This is a genomic window from Variovorax sp. ZS18.2.2 (genome assembly GCF_024701975.1).
Taxonomy (GTDB): domain Bacteria; phylum Pseudomonadota; class Gammaproteobacteria; order Burkholderiales; family Burkholderiaceae_C; genus Variovorax.
The window spans coordinates 228,461-244,115 of record NZ_JANLNM010000002.1; the positions used below are offsets into that span (position 1 = coordinate 228,461).

General features: G+C 66.4%; 18 protein-coding genes. 10 read left to right on the forward strand and 8 right to left on the reverse strand.

The features are described 5' to 3' along the window. Positions 1-121: 121 nt before the first annotated feature. Positions 122-562 carry an OsmC family protein gene (locus NU688_RS11505; protein ID WP_257860740.1) on the reverse strand — a complete coding sequence of 147 codons (441 nt, stop codon included), beginning with the start codon at positions 560-562 and terminating at the stop codon, positions 122-124. Between the two features lie 244 nt (positions 563-806). On the opposite strand from NU688_RS11505, the gene NU688_RS11510 reads away from it, so the two are divergent. Further along, positions 807-2,498 carry a long-chain fatty acid--CoA ligase gene (locus NU688_RS11510; RefSeq protein WP_257860741.1) on the forward strand — a complete coding sequence of 564 codons (1,692 nt, stop codon included), beginning with the start codon at positions 807-809 and terminating at the stop codon, positions 2,496-2,498. Between the two features lie 79 nt (positions 2,499-2,577). Continuing rightward, the gene (locus tag NU688_RS11515; RefSeq protein ID WP_257860742.1) at positions 2,578-3,105 is read left to right on the forward strand and encodes a thermonuclease family protein; all 528 of its coding nucleotides are present in this window, start codon (positions 2,578-2,580) and stop codon (positions 3,103-3,105) included. A gap of 105 nt (positions 3,106-3,210) precedes the next feature. Here NU688_RS11515 and NU688_RS11520 read toward each other — a convergent pair whose 3' ends face one another. Beyond that, positions 3,211-3,654 (reverse strand): VirK family protein, encoded by a 444-nt coding sequence (locus tag NU688_RS11520; RefSeq protein WP_257860743.1) that lies wholly within the window; start codon positions 3,652-3,654, stop codon positions 3,211-3,213. Positions 3,655-3,843: 189 nt separating this feature from the next. Here NU688_RS11520 and NU688_RS11525 point away from each other — a divergent pair, with 189 nt between their 5' ends. Next, the gene (locus tag NU688_RS11525; protein ID WP_257860744.1) at positions 3,844-5,778 is read left to right on the forward strand and encodes a PhoX family phosphatase; all 1,935 of its coding nucleotides are present in this window, start codon (positions 3,844-3,846) and stop codon (positions 5,776-5,778) included. 21 nt (positions 5,779-5,799) lie between these two features. On the opposite strand, the gene NU688_RS11530 is transcribed toward NU688_RS11525, so the two are convergent. Then, complete coding sequence (locus tag NU688_RS11530; protein ID WP_257860745.1) at positions 5,800-6,051, reverse strand: hypothetical protein; 252 nt, start codon at positions 6,049-6,051, stop codon at positions 5,800-5,802. A 16-nt stretch (positions 6,052-6,067) separates the two neighbouring features. Further along, positions 6,068-7,423: an NAD(P)/FAD-dependent oxidoreductase gene (locus NU688_RS11535; protein ID WP_257860746.1), complete on the reverse strand. Its 1,356-nt coding sequence runs from the start codon at positions 7,421-7,423 to the stop codon at positions 6,068-6,070. 155 nt (positions 7,424-7,578) lie between these two features. On the opposite strand from NU688_RS11535, the gene egtB reads away from it, so the two are divergent. From egtB to NU688_RS11560, 5 genes are all read left to right on the forward strand, one after another. After that, complete coding sequence (egtB, locus tag NU688_RS11540; protein ID WP_257860747.1) at positions 7,579-8,844, forward strand: ergothioneine biosynthesis protein EgtB; 1,266 nt, start codon at positions 7,579-7,581, stop codon at positions 8,842-8,844. A gap of 116 nt (positions 8,845-8,960) precedes the next feature. Next, entirely contained in the window at positions 8,961-9,857 is an 897-nt protein-coding gene (gene egtD / locus NU688_RS11545) for an L-histidine N(alpha)-methyltransferase (protein ID WP_257861197.1), read from the forward strand. A gap of 771 nt (positions 9,858-10,628) precedes the next feature. Further along, positions 10,629-10,910, forward strand: coding sequence for a DUF427 domain-containing protein (locus NU688_RS11550; protein ID WP_198787219.1), 282 nt, complete (start codon positions 10,629-10,631; stop codon positions 10,908-10,910). Further along, positions 10,907-11,671: a 2OG-Fe dioxygenase family protein gene (locus tag NU688_RS11555; protein ID WP_257860748.1), complete on the forward strand. Its 765-nt coding sequence runs from the start codon at positions 10,907-10,909 to the stop codon at positions 11,669-11,671. Before NU688_RS11550 ends, NU688_RS11555 begins: the two co-directional genes overlap by 4 nt. Positions 11,672-11,799: 128 nt before the next feature. Then, the gene (locus NU688_RS11560) at positions 11,800-12,237 is read left to right on the forward strand and encodes a universal stress protein (RefSeq protein ID WP_257860749.1); all 438 of its coding nucleotides are present in this window, start codon (positions 11,800-11,802) and stop codon (positions 12,235-12,237) included. Here the strand turns inward: NU688_RS11560 and NU688_RS11565 are convergent. Continuing rightward, positions 12,227-12,889: an RluA family pseudouridine synthase gene (locus NU688_RS11565; RefSeq protein ID WP_257860750.1), complete on the reverse strand. Its 663-nt coding sequence runs from the start codon at positions 12,887-12,889 to the stop codon at positions 12,227-12,229. The genes NU688_RS11560 and NU688_RS11565 overlap by 11 nt on opposite strands. A gap of 90 nt (positions 12,890-12,979) precedes the next feature. On the opposite strand from NU688_RS11565, the gene NU688_RS11570 reads away from it, so the two are divergent. Beyond that, on the forward strand, positions 12,980-14,275 hold the full coding sequence (locus NU688_RS11570; protein WP_257860751.1) for an MFS transporter: 1,296 nt from the start codon (positions 12,980-12,982) through the stop codon (positions 14,273-14,275). On the opposite strand, the gene NU688_RS11575 is transcribed toward NU688_RS11570, so the two are convergent. From NU688_RS11575 to NU688_RS11585, 3 genes are read right to left on the reverse strand one after another with little or no spacing between them, the layout of a single operon-like run. Then, on the reverse strand, positions 14,272-14,559 hold the full coding sequence (locus NU688_RS11575) for a 2Fe-2S iron-sulfur cluster-binding protein (protein WP_257860752.1): 288 nt from the start codon (positions 14,557-14,559) through the stop codon (positions 14,272-14,274). The genes NU688_RS11570 and NU688_RS11575 overlap by 4 nt on opposite strands. Then, the gene (locus tag NU688_RS11580) at positions 14,556-14,867 is read right to left on the reverse strand and encodes a VF530 family protein (protein ID WP_257860753.1); all 312 of its coding nucleotides are present in this window, start codon (positions 14,865-14,867) and stop codon (positions 14,556-14,558) included. The genes NU688_RS11575 and NU688_RS11580 overlap by 4 nt, the downstream gene beginning before the upstream one ends. Continuing rightward, positions 14,864-15,013 (reverse strand): hypothetical protein, encoded by a 150-nt coding sequence (locus tag NU688_RS11585; protein ID WP_013542593.1) that lies wholly within the window; start codon positions 15,011-15,013, stop codon positions 14,864-14,866. The genes NU688_RS11580 and NU688_RS11585 overlap by 4 nt, the downstream gene beginning before the upstream one ends. An 86-nt stretch (positions 15,014-15,099) precedes the next feature. Between NU688_RS11585 and NU688_RS11590 the strand changes: the two genes are divergently transcribed. After that, a complete protein-coding gene (locus tag NU688_RS11590; protein ID WP_257860754.1) occupies positions 15,100-15,618 on the forward strand; it encodes a GNAT family N-acetyltransferase in 519 nt (172 codons plus the stop codon). The last annotated feature ends 37 nt before the right edge of the window (positions 15,619-15,655 follow it).

Consider the following 15,655-nt stretch of genomic DNA (forward strand, 5'->3'; position numbering starts at 1 on the left):
CTGCATACCAGCAGCTTTTGTGCCAACTGGTATGCAAGCTATGTGCACCGAAATGGATCGATGTTGTGCGGCGTGTGCTTTGGGGTGGGGCGTGATCGCGCCCCCGAACAGAGGCGCGTGATCAGCCCGCCAGCGTGGCCTTCAGCGTGATCTCGGGCACGCTCGCGAGCGCCTTCGACAGCGGGCAGCCGGCCTTGGCGGCGGCCGCGATTTCCTGGAACTTCGCTTCGTCGAGGTTGGGCACGGCCGCGTCCAGCTCGAGCTGGATGCGGTCGATCTTGAAACCGGCGCCGTCCTTGGCCAGCCGTACGGCGGCCTTGGTGTCGATGCGCGTCGCGGCCAGACCCGCCGCTTCCAGCGCGAAGGCAAAGGCCATCGTGAAGCAGGCCGCATGGGCCGCGCCGACGATCTCCTCGGGGTTGGTGCCGCGCTTGTCGTCCTCGAAGCGGCTCGCGAAGCCGTAGGGGTAGTCCTTCAAGGCACCGGTCTCGGTGCTGATCTGGCCCTTGCCGGTCTTGCCGGCGCCTTCCCAGTGAACGCTTGCGTGCTTGTCTGCTGCCATGGGGGTTCCTTCGGTGGGTGGATGGATGAGGTGGAGGGGAGCGTCAGGTATCGCGCGGAAAGCCCGCGCTGTCTGTAGTCGCACGGCGCATGCGCGGGGGATGGCCAGTGTGAGAAGAAAGGGCGTCGCCAATGTGACGCCCCCGGGGGCTTCCCCGATGGGAGGCGCGGCCGGGGCGGCTTAGGCTGGTGCGTTTCTCTCCGCCTCTCCCGCTCTTTTTCTTCCTTTCCCGCTCGTTCTCACCATGCAACAACGCCCGCACTACAAGTTCTGGCCCAAACGCCTGCCGCATTCGCTCACCGTCCCCGCCACCTCGCTCTGGCACAACCTCGCGACCTCCGCCGCCCGCTACCCCGACAAGGCCGCGCTCGTGTTCTTCGGCCGCGTGATGAGCTACCGCGAGCTGGCCGGGCAGGTCGAACGGCTGGCCGGCACGCTGCATGCGCTGGGCGTGCAGCGTGGCGACCGCGTGATCCTGAACATGCAGAACTGCCCACAACTCGTGATCGCGCACTTCGCGATCCTGCGGGCCAATGCGGTGGTGGTGCCGGTCAACCCGATGAACCGGGCCGAAGAGCTCAAGCACTACATCGTCGACCCCGACGCCAAGGTGGCGCTCACCACCGGCGACCTTGCCGCCGAACTGGCCAAGGCCAGCGACGCGCTGCCGGCCGAGCAGCGGCTCGCGCACATCGTCGTGACCCAGTTCACCGACGCCTTCGATGCCGACGTTTCCGGCGACGACGCACCGGCCCCCGCATGGACCGCCTGGCTCACCACCCGCCACCCGCTGCCCGCGCTCGCCAGCGGCCAGGTGATGGCGTGGACCGATGCGCTCGAAGCCGGTCACCCGGCCCCCGCGCATGTGGTGGGCGCCAACGACATGGCCCTGCTGCCCTACACCAGCGGCACCACCGGACTGCCCAAGGGCTGCGTGCACCATCATTCGAGCCTGATGCACAACGCCGTCTCGGGCCAGCTCTGGGGCCATGCGACATCCGAGGCCGTGGTGCTGGCCGTGGTGCCCATGTTCCACATCACCGGCGTGGTGAGCATGATGCACACCGCCATCCTCGCGGCCGCATCGCTGGTCATCATGCCGCGCTGGGACCGCGACGTGGCCGGGCGGCTCATCTCGCGCTGGAAGGTCACGAGCTGGACCAACATCCCCACCATGGTCATCGATCTCATGGCCAGCCCCAACTTCGCGAGCTACGACCTCTCGAGCATCAGCCACATCGGCGGTGGCGGCGCCGCGATGCCGCAGGCGGTGGCGCAGCGCCTGTTCGAGCAATACGGCCTCAAGTACCAGGAGGGCTACGGCCTCACCGAGACGGCCGCGCCTTCGCACACCAACCCGTCGGAGAACCCCAAGCAGCAGTGCCTGGGCATCCCCTTCATGAGCACCGACGCGCGCGTGGTCGACCCCGACACGCTGGTGGAGATGCCCATCGGCGAATCGGGCGAAATCATCATCCACGGCCCCGAGGTGTTCCAGGGCTACTGGAAGCGCCCCGACGCCACGAGGGCCGCCTTCGTCGAGTTCGAGGGCAAGCGCTTCTTCCGCTCCGGCGACATGGGCCGCATGGACGAGGACGGCTACTTCTTCATGACCGATCGCCTCAAACGCATGATCAACGCGAGCGGCTTCAAGGTGTGGCCCGCCGAGGTCGAACTCCTGATGTTCCGCCACCCCGCGATCCAGGAGGCCTGCGTCATCTCGACCAAGGACGACTACCGCGGCGAATCGGTCAAGGCCGTGGTCGTGCTGCGCGCCACGCACAAGGAAACGACCGAGCAGGAGATCATCGACTGGTGCCGCGAGAACATGGCGGTCTACAAGATCCCGCGCAAGGTGCAGTTCGTGGATGCGTTGCCCAAGAGCGGCAGCGGCAAGGTGATGTGGCGGTTGTTGCAGGAAGACGAAAACAAATGATTCGGCCGGATGGCGCGGGCGCTTCGCGTCGAGAATCTTTCTCCTCTCTTTTCTCGCAACGCGTCCGTTCCATTCCTGCATGCGCTTTCGCCCGTCCCCTCTCTTCGTTTTCTTCGTTCTCTTCCCTCTTTCTCTGCTGGCCCACGCCGCCCCCCGCAACTGCCTCGTCGTCGGCGTGACCGACGGCGACACGCTCACCGCGCGCTGCGGCCGGATCGGTGCCTACGAGCAGATCAAGGTGCGCATCGCGGCTATCGACGCCCCTGAAAAGAAGCAGCCTTATGGCCAGCGCAGCCGACAGGCGCTGAGCCGTCTCTGCTACGCCGAGAAAGCAGTCATCACCGAGCGCGACACCGACCGTTATGGCCGCACCGTGGCCGACGTGTCGTGCAACGGCGAGGACGCCGGCAGCCGCATGGTGTCCGAGGGCTGGGCCTGGGTGTACGACTACAACAAGATCGCGACCAAGCGCGGCGGTGGGCTCTTCAAGCTGCAGGACAGCGCGCGCTCGCGGCACCTGGGGCTGTGGGCCGATGCGAAGCCGGTGCCGCCATGGGACTGGCGCAGGAGCCAGCGCGAATCGCACTGGGGCGAAGGCTTCTTCTGAGCCCTCCTTCCCGGCAGCACAAAAGCGGCGTGCCCTGTGCACCCGCCCCGAACTCCGCGCAAATCATTCAATATCCGAATTGAATTCGGATATTCGACGAATTATTCAAAAAAGCTGGACGAAGAAATTCACGCTATTCCCCACCTCGCAGGTCAATGCAATATTTCGCAATGGCTGGTAGGTCGGTATGGAGAGCGTCGTGATCGTCAATTGAACCGAGCGGTCGGTGTTCACGCGGAAACGGATGATCTCGTTCACCGGCTGGTTGCCCGGGCCGAGCGTGAAATGGGTGTTCGAGAACGCGATCGTTCCGTTGGGCAGGATGTTGAATGGATCGATGACCAACCCACCGCTCACGGCCGGGCTCGGCTCACCAGGGCTGTCGTTTTTGCACTTCGACAGATCAAAGCTCGTGCGCACTGCCTGGCCGCGCATCAGCGCTTTGCCAAGTGCAGGCACGTTGTCCAGGGGAATGGATTGGGCATGGGCGAGGAACGGCGCGGCCAGGCAGGCCGCGGCGGCTACGTATTTACGTAGGAAATTAGTCATTGCAATTCCCGGAATCGAATTTCGAAATAGGCCGCAAGAATTGCAAAAAAGCAGGGGTTTTTCAATTCAGCCATTGGGGTTAAATTCCGGAAGCCTGTCACCCAAAAGGCTCCCGTTGTCATGGGAGATTCACGGGCTCGCGCGAACATCGAAAGTTCTAACAACCCACACGACGAAGAGATCAGAGAAATGGCCAAAGATTTCGAACAGATGGAGGACTCCAACCCTTCCGCCAACCCCACGATCCACGACGTGTCCGACCCCAAGCGCCGGGTGTTCGTGCGCGGCGGTCTCGCGGCGGCGGTGGCCGGGCTTTTCGGCCCGCTCGCGGCCGGTGCGCTGGCCGGTTGCGCCACCACCGGCGGCGGCAGTTCGTCGGTGAGCACGCTGGGCCGCGCCATCGGCTTCAAGAGCGTGCCCATGGCGGCCGTCGATCGCGTCGTCGTGCCCGAGGGCTACAGCGCGCAGGTGATCTACCGCTGGGGCGACGCCACCGGCATCGTGGGCCGCATGCCCGCCTTCAAGACCGACGGCTCCAACACCGCCGACGAACAGGCCCTTCAGGCCGGCATGCACCACGACGGCATGGCCTTCTTCCCGCTCGACGGATCGAACCGCGGCCTGCTGGTGCTGAACCATGAATACGTCGACGACGGCCTGCTGCACACCGACGGCATGAAGACCTGGACGCCCGAGAAGGTGCGCAAGTCCATGAACGCGCACGGCGTGTCCGTCATCGAACTGCAGCGCGAGGGCGCCAAGTGGTCGCAGGTGCTGCCGTCGCGTTTCGCGCGCCGCATCACCGCGCTCACGCCGATGACGCTCACCGGCCCCGCCGCCGGCCACCCGATGCTGCGCACCGCGGGCGACCCGACCGGCACGCAGGTGCTCGGCACCTACAACAACTGCTCGAACGGCCAGACGCCCTGGGGCACGTACCTCACCTGCGAAGAAAACTTCGCCGACTACTTCGAAGGCACCGACACGCCCGACGCCCACCAGAAGCGCTGGGGCATCCGCAAGGGCAACGGCGCCAAGTACCGCTGGCACGAGCACGAAGAACGCTTCGACGTGGCCAAGCACCCGAACGAATCGAACCGCTACGGCTGGGTCGTCGAGATCGATCCGCAGGACCCGGCATCGACTCCGCGCAAGCGCACCGCCATGGGCCGCGCCGCGCACGAAGGCGCCGCCACCGCGCTCACCAACGACGGCCGCGCCGTCGTCTACATGGGCGAGGACTCGCGCTTCGAATACATCTACAAGTTCGTGAGCCGCGACAAGGTGCAGCCCGGCGGTGCGGCCGCCAACCGCGAGCTGCTCGACCACGGCACGCTGTACGTCGGCCGCTTCGATGTGGACGGCACCGGTGAATGGCTGCCGCTCATCCAGGGCCAGAACGGGCTCGTGGCCGACAAGGGCTTCGCGAGCCAGGGCGACGTGCTCATCAAGGCGCGCCAGGCGAGCGACCTCTTGGGCGCGACCAAGATGGACCGCCCCGAGTGGACGACCGTCGATCCGCTCACGAAGGAGGTCTACTGCACGCTCACCAACAACAGCAACCGCGGCGCGCCGGGCCAGCCCTTCATGGACGCGGCCAATCCGCGCTCGAACAACACGATGGGCCAGATCATCCGCTGGAAGGAAAGCGGCGACCTCGACGCGACCAAGTTCGCGTGGAACCACCTCGTGCTCGCGGGCGACCCGAAGCAGTCGCGCTACGAGGCGCAGGGCAACATCAAGGGCGACACCTTCGGCAGCCCCGACGGCCTGATGGTCGATGCGCGCGGCGTGCTGTGGATCGAGACCGACGTGTCGACCTCCACGCTCGGCAAGGGCGAGTACAACAACCTGCCCAACAACCAGATGCTGGCCTGCGACCCGACGAAGGGCGAGATCCGCCGCTTCCTGCTCGGCCCGGCCGGCTGCGAGATCACCGGCCTCACGGCCACGCCGGACCTGCGCACGCTGTTCATCAACATCCAGCACCCGGGCGAGCCGGCGAACGAGCGCAGCGATCCGGACCGTCCGCTCGCCGTGTCGAAGTGGCCTGATGGGGCAGGGCGTCCGCGCTCGGCCACGGTGGTCATCACGAAGAACGACGGCGGTGTGATCGGGACCTGATGCTCAATGGAGCGGCGGCGCTCAACAGGCGCCGCTGCTCCAGCAGCGCAGCGAGGGCATGAACAGCCCCACGACGAAGGTGATCGCGCAGAACACCAGCAGGATCAGCGCCGCCATGCGCAGCCCCTCGGCGTTCCAGCGCGGCGCGAAGCCGCTGATGAAACCCGAGGCCCACGTGCCCTCGATCCGCTCCGCGCCACCCGAGCGCAGCACCCAGACGAGGAACAGCGCTTCGACGGCATGAATGGCGATCCACCAGATCAGCGACAACATGGCCTCGGCTCCTGCTTCAGGATTCGCTCTTGCCTTGCACGTCGGCCACCACGCGCGCGTTGCGCTGGAAGCTCCAGTACGCACCCGCCCAGTCCATCATCACGACGACGCGGTTGCGAAAGCCGATGAGGAAATACGCGTGCGCGAACAGCCAGAACAGCCACGCGAGCCGGCCGCTGAAACGCAGCGGGCCGAAGGGCGTGCCCAGGTCCACCACCGCCGAGTTGCGGCCGATGGTCGCGAGGTTGCCGTAGTCCGCATAGCGGAACGGCACGGTCGGCTGGCCCGCGATGCGGTGCAGGATGTTCGACGCCGCCGCGCGGCCCATCTGCTTGGCGCCGGGCGACACGCCGGGCACCGGCTTGGGCGGTTTGCCGGGCGCGTGGCTCATGGCGGCCGCGAGATCGCCCACCACGCTGATTTCGGGATGGCCCGCGAGGCTCAGGTCGGGCTCGACCTTGATGCGGCCCGCGCGGTCGCATTCGACACCCGTGGCCGTGCCGAGCATGCGGCCCAGCGGCGAGGCCGCGACGCCCGCGGCCCAGACCACGCAGCTGCTATCGATTCGGTAGCTCGCGACCGGTGCGCCGTCCGCGCCGCCACCGGTCTGCACTTCGAGGCCGGTGCTGTCGATCGCGGTGACGCGCGCATTCAGCCGCACTTCGACGCCCAGTTTTTCGAGCTGCTCGAGCGCCTTCTGGCTCAGCGATTCGGGCATGGCCTGCAGCACGCGCGGGCCGCCTTCGACCAGCAGCACCTGCGAGCTGCTCGGGTCGATGTGGCGAAACTCGCCCGAGAGCGTGTGCTTGGCGATTTCGGCCAGCGTGCCGGCCATTTCCACGCCGGTCGGGCCGGCGCCGATCACCACGAAGGTGAGCAGCGCGCGGCGGCGGTCGGGGTCGGTGGTGGTCTCGGCGGTCTCGAACGACAGCAGCACGCGGCGGCGGATCTCGAAGGCATCGGCCAGTGTCTTCAGCCCCGGCGCGACGGGCGCCCATTCGTCATGGCCGAAGTAGCTGTGCGTGGCGCCGGCGGCAACGATCAGGTGGTCGTAGGGCACGCTGCTGCCGCTGGCCAGTTGCACCGTGCGGCCGGCGGGGTCGATGGCGCTCACTTCGCCCAGCAGTGTCGTGATGTTCGGTTGCTTGCGAAACAGCGCGCGCACCGGCGCCGCGATGGAAGGCGCTGCGAGCCCGGCGGTCGCCACCTGGTAGAGCAGGGGCTGGAACAGGTGGTGGTTGGTCTTGTCGATCACGGTGACATCGACGTTGGCGCTCTGCAACTTGCGGGCCGCTTCGAGTCCGCCGAATCCGCAGCCGACGATGACGACTTTGGGCCTGGCAGGCCCGCTCGAGGAGGTGTTCGTTTGCATCGAACGGATGATACGCAGCCGCCCTGCACACCCCGCCATCTTGTGCCACAGTGGCTGCCCGTCGACTTTCCGGCGGCGGCCCCGCGGCGTTTTGTCCTACGGACTGCGCCGACCCGCATGGGCTAAAACTTGCGGCTGACCCGACTGGAGACCCCATGACGCTTTCCCGGCCGATCACACAGGCGGCGAGCACGTTGCGCGACAGATTTCGCGACGTGCGCGCCACGAGTCTGGCACTTGCCGCCCCGCTTTCCGCCGAAGACCAGTGCATCCAGTCGATGCCCGATGCGAGCCCGACCAAATGGCATCTCGCGCACACGACGTGGTTCTTCGAGACCGTGCTGTTGCAGCCGCATGCCGAGGGCTATCAGCCTTTCGACACGCGGTTCCATTACCTCTTCAATTCGTACTACGAGGCACTCGGGCCACGGCATCCGCGCCCGCAGCGCGGGCTGCTCACGCGGCCCTCGGTGGACGAGGTGCATGCGTACCGGCGGCATGTGGATGAAGCGGTGCTCGCGCTGCTCGAAGGCGGCGTCGATGAGCAGGACTGGGCGGCGATCGAGCCCATCGTCACGCTTGGCCTGAATCACGAGCAGCAGCACCAGGAGCTGCTGCTCACCGACATCCTGCATGCGCTCTCGTGCAATCCGCTGTTGCCCGCGTACAAGCCAGCGAGCGGCCCTGCGTTGCGGCTTGCTGCAGTGCCGCCCGCGGTGCGCTGGCTCTCGCAGCCCGGTGGCATCGCCGAGGTAGGGCATGCGGGCTCTGATTTCTCTTTCGACAACGAGACGCCGCGCCACAAGGCGCTGCTGCAGCCGTATGCGATTGCCGACCGGCTGGTGAACTGCGGCGACTTTGCGCAGTTCATTGCCGATGGGGGCTATCAACGTGCGGAGCTCTGGCTGTCCGATGGATGGGCCGCGGTGCAGGCGAATGGCTGGCGGCATCCGGCGTACTGGCTCGCAGCCGACGATCCGCGGCTCGGTCTCGGTTCGCAACAACAGCAGCAGCAGGGCGGCGGTTGGCATGTGTTCGGCCTGCATGGCGTGCGGCCGATGGAAGCCGATGCGCCAGTGGCGCAACTGAGTTTCTATGAAGCCGCCGCGTACGCCGAATGGGCCGGCGCGCGGCTGCCGACCGAATTCGAATGGGAGGCTGCGTTCGACGCACCCGGCATCACGCAGATGGCCGGCCATGTCTGGCAGTGGACGCGTTCTTCGTACGACCCGTACCCGGGCTTTCGCCCGATGCCCGGCATCGCGGCCGAATACAACGGCAAGTTCATGGTGGGGCAACTGGTGTTGCGCGGTGGCAGCGTGGCCACGCCGGCCGGGCATTCGCGGCCGAGTTATCGCAACTTCTTTCCGCCGGCGGCGCGCTGGCAATTCACGGGGCTGCGGCTCGCGAAAGACCTTTGATCATGCGCAATCCAACTTCTTCTTCGTCGCTGTCTTCGTTCGTTGCTTCTTCGAAGTCACAGAAGGCGGAACGCGCGTCGGCGCCAGTCGTGCCGCTGTCCGAATTCGGACGGGAGATGCAGGCGGGTCTTGCGCGCACGCCGCGCAGCATCTCGCCCAAGTTTTTCTACGACGCAGCCGGCTCGCAGCTGTTCGACCGCATCTGCGAGCTGCCCGAGTACTACCCGACGCGCACCGAGCTGCGCATCCTTGGCGAATGCGCGGGCGAGATCGCCGAGCAGGTTGGTCCGAACGCGGAGATCGTGGAGTTCGGCGCGGGGTCGCTCACGAAGGTGCGGTTGCTGCTCGATGCACTCGAGACGCCCAAGCGCTATCTGCCGATCGACATTTCGGGGGAGCACCTCGAAGCGGCTGCGGAGCGGTTGAGGGCGGACTATCCGGCGCTTGTGGTGCAGCCCATTGCAGCGGACTACACGATGCCTCTTGTGCTGCCGACGCCCGTTGCCGGTGCGGGGCGGCGCGTGGGGTTCTTTCCCGGGTCGACGATCGGGAATTTCGAGCCTGACGAGGCGTTGGCTTTTCTGCAGCTTGCGGCGCGGATGCTGCGGGGCGGAGGGCTTCTGATCGGTGTCGATCTGGTGAAGGCTCCGGATCGGTTGCATGCGGCTTACAACGATGCGCAAGGGGTGACTGCGGAGTTCAATCTGAACTTGCTGCGTCGGGCGAATGCGGAGTTGGATGCGGACTTCGATCTCGACGGGTTTGCGCATGCGGCGTTCTATAACGCGCCTCGGCGGCGGATCGAGATGCATCTGGTGAGTCGTAAGACTCAGAGCGTTTCTCTGAATGGGGAGCGGTTTGGGTTCGACGAGGGCGAGACTATTCACACCGAGTACTCGCACAAGTTCACTGTGGACGGACTTCGTGCGTTGGCTGTGCGGGCTGGGTTTCGGCCTGGGGCTGTTTGGACGGATCCTGACAAGCTCTTTAGCGTTCATTGGCTGGCTGCCTAGTTTTCTTTTCGAGGCCGGGTCTCGCCCCGGCGGGCGAGCTACTTTCTTTTGCTTCGCCAAAAGAAAGTAGCCAAAGAAAAGGCGACCCCACTGTCTGCGACCCTCCGCTTCGCTGCGGGCAACCTGCGGTGCTCGCGTTTCGCGGGGTCTCGCAGAACTCGCTTCGCTCAAACAGCTGCGAGCCCTGATCCGCGAAACGCTGCGCTCCTCGGCGCAGCCAGAGGGGGTGGATACCGAACGGGCCGTCGCTTTGCTCGGCTTGCAATCGGGCCTTTGCTTCGCTCGGCCGCGGTGCCCTCACCCCAGCCCTCTCCCAAAGGGAGAGGGAGCCAATTCAAGCCGAGCGAAGCGAAGGCCTGTGAGGTGTTCAAACGCCGAGCGCAGCGATGGCGTGTCGGTCCCCAAAGCCCTTCTGTATGCGCCGAGGAGCGCAGCGTTTCGCGGATCAGGGCTCGCCCTTGTTTGAGCGAAGCGAGTTTGGGCGAGACCCCGCGGAACGTGAGCACCGCAGGTTGCCCGTAGCGAAGCGGAGGGACGCAGACAGCAGGGTCGCCTTTCTTTTGCCTACTTTTCTTTGGCGAAGCAAAGAAAAGTAGGTCGCCCGCCGGGGCGAGACCCGGCCTCGGAAAAAAACCACCTCAATAACGTTCATACAACCAACCAAAAAGCACCCGTGCCAAGCAACGGCACAATAGACAAGCCCCGTGCGCCCAGCGATCAGGCCACCGCAACGGCCAGCGCCCCCGCACCACTCCCCCGGAGATCAAGTTCATGAAAGCAACCTGGAACGGCGTCACCATCGCCGAAAGCGACGACACCGTGCTCGTCGAAGGCAACCACTATTTCCCGATGAGTTCGCTCAACCGCGATCACGTCACCTTCAGCAACCACAAGACCACCTGCCCCTGGAAAGGCACCGCGAGCTACTACTCGCTGCTGGTCAACGGCGAGCTCAACACCGACGCCGCCTGGTACTACGCCGACCCGAAGCCCGAAGCCGAGGAAATTCGCGACCGCGTCGCGTTCTGGAAGGATGTGAAGGTCGCCGCGTGACCACCGCCGCCTTCACGCCCCCCTTCATCGATCCCGCCGAACTGCCCGCCGCCCTGCGCGAACAGGGCTATGCGGTGCTGAGCCCCCAAGGCGTCAGCGATTGGCTCGGCGCACCGCTCTCGCAACTCGAGGCACTGCACGCGGACTGGAACGACCTTCCACCCGACGACTACCTGAAGGACGGCGGCCGCTACCGCACGCGCCGCCATGCATGCTTCACCGTCGAGGCCGGCGACAACGCCACGCTGCACCAGGTGCCGCACCGCGCGCACTGGCAGCCGGTCGAATACAACGCGCTGCATGGCGGCATGCAGCGCTGGTTCGCGCCGATGCGCGAAGGCACCGTCGCGCAACCCGTGTGGCAGCGCTTGCTGCAGCGCCTCGGCACGGCCGCGAGCGACATGCGTGGCCGTACCGAAACAACGCAGAAATGGTTCGTCGAGGCGCATCAGTTCCGCATCGACACCGCGGGCGGCATCGGCCGTCCGACACCCGAAGGCGCACACCGCGACGGCGTCGACCTGGTGGCCGTCGCGTTGGTCGGTCGGCAAGGCATCAAGGGCGGCGAGACGCGCGTGTTCGAGGCCAACGGACGACGCGGCGAGCGCTTCACCATGACCGAGCCGTGGACGCTGCTCGTGCTCGACGACGCACGCGTCATTCACGAATCGACGCCGATCCAGCCGCTCGAAGAGGGCGGCGCAGGCTGGCGCGATACGCTCGTGATCACCTGCCGATCACAGGGTTTCCAGGGCGATTGAAGCGCTTTGGCGGCACTTGCGGGTGTCGCTGGCACGAGTCCTACAGCCACCCACCGGTGTAGCGGTTAAATTCGGGACCCGGTTCGACTTCGAGCCGTGTCTGTCTGCGAACGAAAGCGAGGTCCGCCATGTTCAATCACATCCTGGTTCCCATCGACGGTTCTGAAACTTCCATGCTCGCCGTCAGCAAGGCCAGTGGCCTCGCACTGGCTTTCGGAAGCCGCATCACGCTGATTCACGTGATCGACAACTACCCCTTCATCGGCGTGGGCGCGGACTACGCGCTCGGCCAGAACGAATACCTCGCTGCTGCCACGTCGAGCGCGAATGCGGCCCTGGCACGCGGCGTTGCGGCGCTCGCGGCCGAAGGCCTGCACAGCGACCAGCGCGTGATCGACGGCCACGTGGTGCACGAAGGCATCGTCGATACAGCCATCGCCATCGCAGCCGACCTGATCGTGATGGGTTCGCACGGCCGCAGCGGCATCGAGAAACTGCTGCTGGGCAGCGTCACGCAGCGCGTGCTGCAGGACGCGACCATGCCGGTGCTCGTCGTCAAGGGCTGAGCGCGAAGTCCGACTTGCTTTCGAAGCGAAGGGACTGATGCGTCGCCGGATGCACGAAGGCCAGCTCGCTCGCATGCAGCAGCAGGCGCGGCGCACGCGCCTGCACCGCGGCATCGCCATACAACGCATCGCCGAGGATCGGATGACCGATCGACAGCAGGTGCACGCGCAGTTGGTGCGTGCGGCCCGTCTCGGGCTCCAGCAGCACATGGGTCGCGCTGAGCTCTCCCTGCACCGATGACGCCAGCGCACGCCAGCGTGTGAGGCTGGGCTTGCCCGCGGGGTCGGTCTTCTGCAAGGGCCTGCGCGGCCAGTCGGCCATCAACGGCGCATCGATGACCGACCAGTCTTCGCGCACGGGCATCGCGCCATCGACGATGGCTTCGTAGCGCTTGTGCACCTGCCGGTCGGCAAAGGCGGCGCTCAGCGTGCGTTGCATGTCGAGGCTGCGCGCCATCACCACGAGTCCGCTGGTCGCCATGTCGAGCCGGTGCACGATCAGCGCATCGGGCCACTGGCGCATCGCGCGGGCGCTCAGGCAGTCCTGCTTGTCGTCGCCGCGCCCGGGCACGCAGAGCAGGCCCGCGGGCTTCTCGAGCACCAGCAGGTGAGCGTCTTCGTGGATGGGGTGCAGCAGCAGCGGCGCGGTCATGGAGGAAGCGAGTGTAGAGAGGGCGCGCAAGGCAGGGATTGCGCCTTGCTAACGAACTGCTCACGGCGCCTCGGCTATCCTCGACGCACAATGTCCGGCCCCGCTCCCGCCTCCGCTTCCTCCCCCCAGTCCAGCTTTTCCGACCTGACGCGCGAGCGCGCCTTCATGCACATGTGGACGGCGCGGCTCTTCGGGACCGCTGCCTCGCAGATGCTGCTGGTGGCCATCGGCTGGCACATGTACGAGCTCACCAACAGCGCCTGGGACCTCGGCCTCGTCGGGCTCTACCAGTTCGTTCCCGCGCTCTTGCTGGCGCTCCTGGCCGGCCACATCGTCGACCGCCATCACCGCGGTCGCATCGTGGCCGCGTGCTTCGCGGTGCAGGGACTGGTGGGGCTGGTGCTGCTGCTGGCCGTGCTGGAGAAGCACGACACGCGCGGCCTCTTGCTGGGGCTCTCGCTGGTGCTGGGCGCGGTGCGCGCCTTTCAGATGCCGGCGCAGCAGGCGCTCACGCCGCTGCTGGTGCCGCCCTCGATGCTCGCGCGGGCCATGGCCTTCAGCTCGGCCGGCATGCAGGGCGCGATCATCGGTGGGCCGGCCCTCGGCGGGCTGCTGTTCGTGGCGGGCATGTCGGTGGTCTACGGCGTGAGCGTGCTGTTTTTTGCCGTCGCCTGCGTGCTGGTGCTGCGGCTGCGCTATGCCTACACGCCGGCCGCGCGCGAGCCGGTCACGCTGGCCACGGTGTTCGCGGGCGTCGATTTCATCTGGAAGCGCAAGCCCGTGCTCGGTGCCGTGTCGCTCGACCTGTTCGCGGTGCTGCTGGGCGGCGCGGTGGCGCTGCTGCCGATCTATGCGAAGGACATCCTGCACACCGGCCCCTGGGGGCTCGGGCTGCTGCGCGCCGCACCCGCCGTGGGGGCGCTGGTGATGTCGATCGCGCTCACGCGCCGTCCGGTCGAACGGCATGTGGGCCGCACGCTGCTGCTGGCCATCGGGCTCTTCGGCCTCTGCATGGTGGTGTTCGGCATCTCCAAGAGTTTCTTCGTCTCGCTGATCGCGCTCGCGGTGTCGGGCGGGGCGGACATGGTCAACGTGGTGATCCGCCAGACGCTGGTGCAGCTGGAGACGCCCGATGCCATGCGCGGGCGGGTGAGCGCGGTCAACTCGATCTTCATCGGCGCGAGCAACCAGCTGGGCGAATTCGAATCGGGCGCCACGGCGGCGCTGCTCGGCCCCGTGGGGTCGGTGGTGGTGGGCGGCGTGGGAACGATGCTGGTGGCGCTGACGTGGTTCAAGCTGTTCCCGTCGCTGGCGCAGCGCGATCGGCTGGTGGTGGCGATGCCTGCCGGAGTCAGGCCGGTGGGGCCGGTCGGGCCGGCCTCCTAGTCCTGGAAAACCGAAAAGGCTTTCGGTGCGTCGAGCGTGAGGTCGTCCAGCGCCTCCGCCACGCAGGGCAGGATCCAGCCTTCGTCTTTCTCGTCGACGCTCAGGCCGGGCCATTCGATGATGTGGCGCACATGGCCAGAGGTGAGTCGGCAAATGCAGGTGCGGCAGGTGCCGTTGCGGCAGGAGCTCGGCAGTTCGATGCCGGCCGCCTCGGCCGCCTTCAGGATCGTGGTGCCCGGTTCGGTCTCGAAGTCGAGGCCCGAGGGCTCGATTCGGACCTTCATTCCTGGGGAGGTTGTTGTTGCTGCTGCTGCTCGCGGCGCTGTTCGCGCAGCATGAAGAGATAAAGGCTCTCGACCTTCTCGCGCGCCCAGGGCGTCTTGCGCAGGAACTTGAGGCTGGAGCCCACGCTCGGGTCGATCTGGAAACAGCGGATGGGAACGAGCTCGCCGAGGTGTTCCCAGCCGTACCAGTCGGCCAGCGAGGTGACGATGGCCTCCAGCGTGAGCCCGTGCAGCGGGTTGCGGGGCTGGGCCGGCTTTGCTGCAGGAGCCGGGGCTGGTGGAGCCCCGGCCGGTGCCTCGTCGGTCACTTGTTCTTGAGCTTGCCGCGCGGAATCACCGCGGTGGTGATCGTGCGGACCGGCTCGATGCCGCCGGTGCCCACGGGCTTGGGCGGCGAGGTGTCCTTCTTCGGTTTCTTGGCTTCCTTGGTGCTGCGTTGCTGACTCTTTGCCATGACTTTTCTCCAGTTGATGCTACGGATGCAGCGGGCAGTTTAGCGGTGCGGCGACAATAGCCGGTTCCATTGATTTCCCCGCATTCATGTCCGATTACGAAGTTCGCCCCGCCACGATGCGCGACGCCAAGGCCGTCGCCGAAGTCCATGCCCTGGCCGCCAAGGCCGCCTACGAAGGCATCCTCCCCGAAGAAGAGCTGCGCACGCTGGCTCCCGCCACCCGCGAAGCCAAGTGGCGCGAAGCCATCGAATTCAGCGAGCCGCAGGTGCAGGTGGCCACGCTCGGCAACGAAATCGTCGGTTTTGTCGGCTTCGACCGCTCGCGCGACCCCAAGACGCCGTCCACCACAGGTGAAATCTGGGCCATCTACGTCAAGCCCGAGCACTGGGGCAAGGGCGTGGGCGTCGCCCTCTGGGACGCGGCGCGCGAAGGCCTCGAGGAAGAGGGCTGCACCACGGTCACCATCTGGGTGCCCATTCGCAACGACCGCGCCATGCGCTTCCACGAACTCGCCGGCTTCAAGCGCGAGATGAAGACGGCCAAGACCACGCTGCTGGGCACTGTCCGCATCGAGGAAATCCGCCTCAAGCGCAGCGTTTCCTGACCTCGTACGGTTATTGCACGTGCGTGCAGCCGCCGCG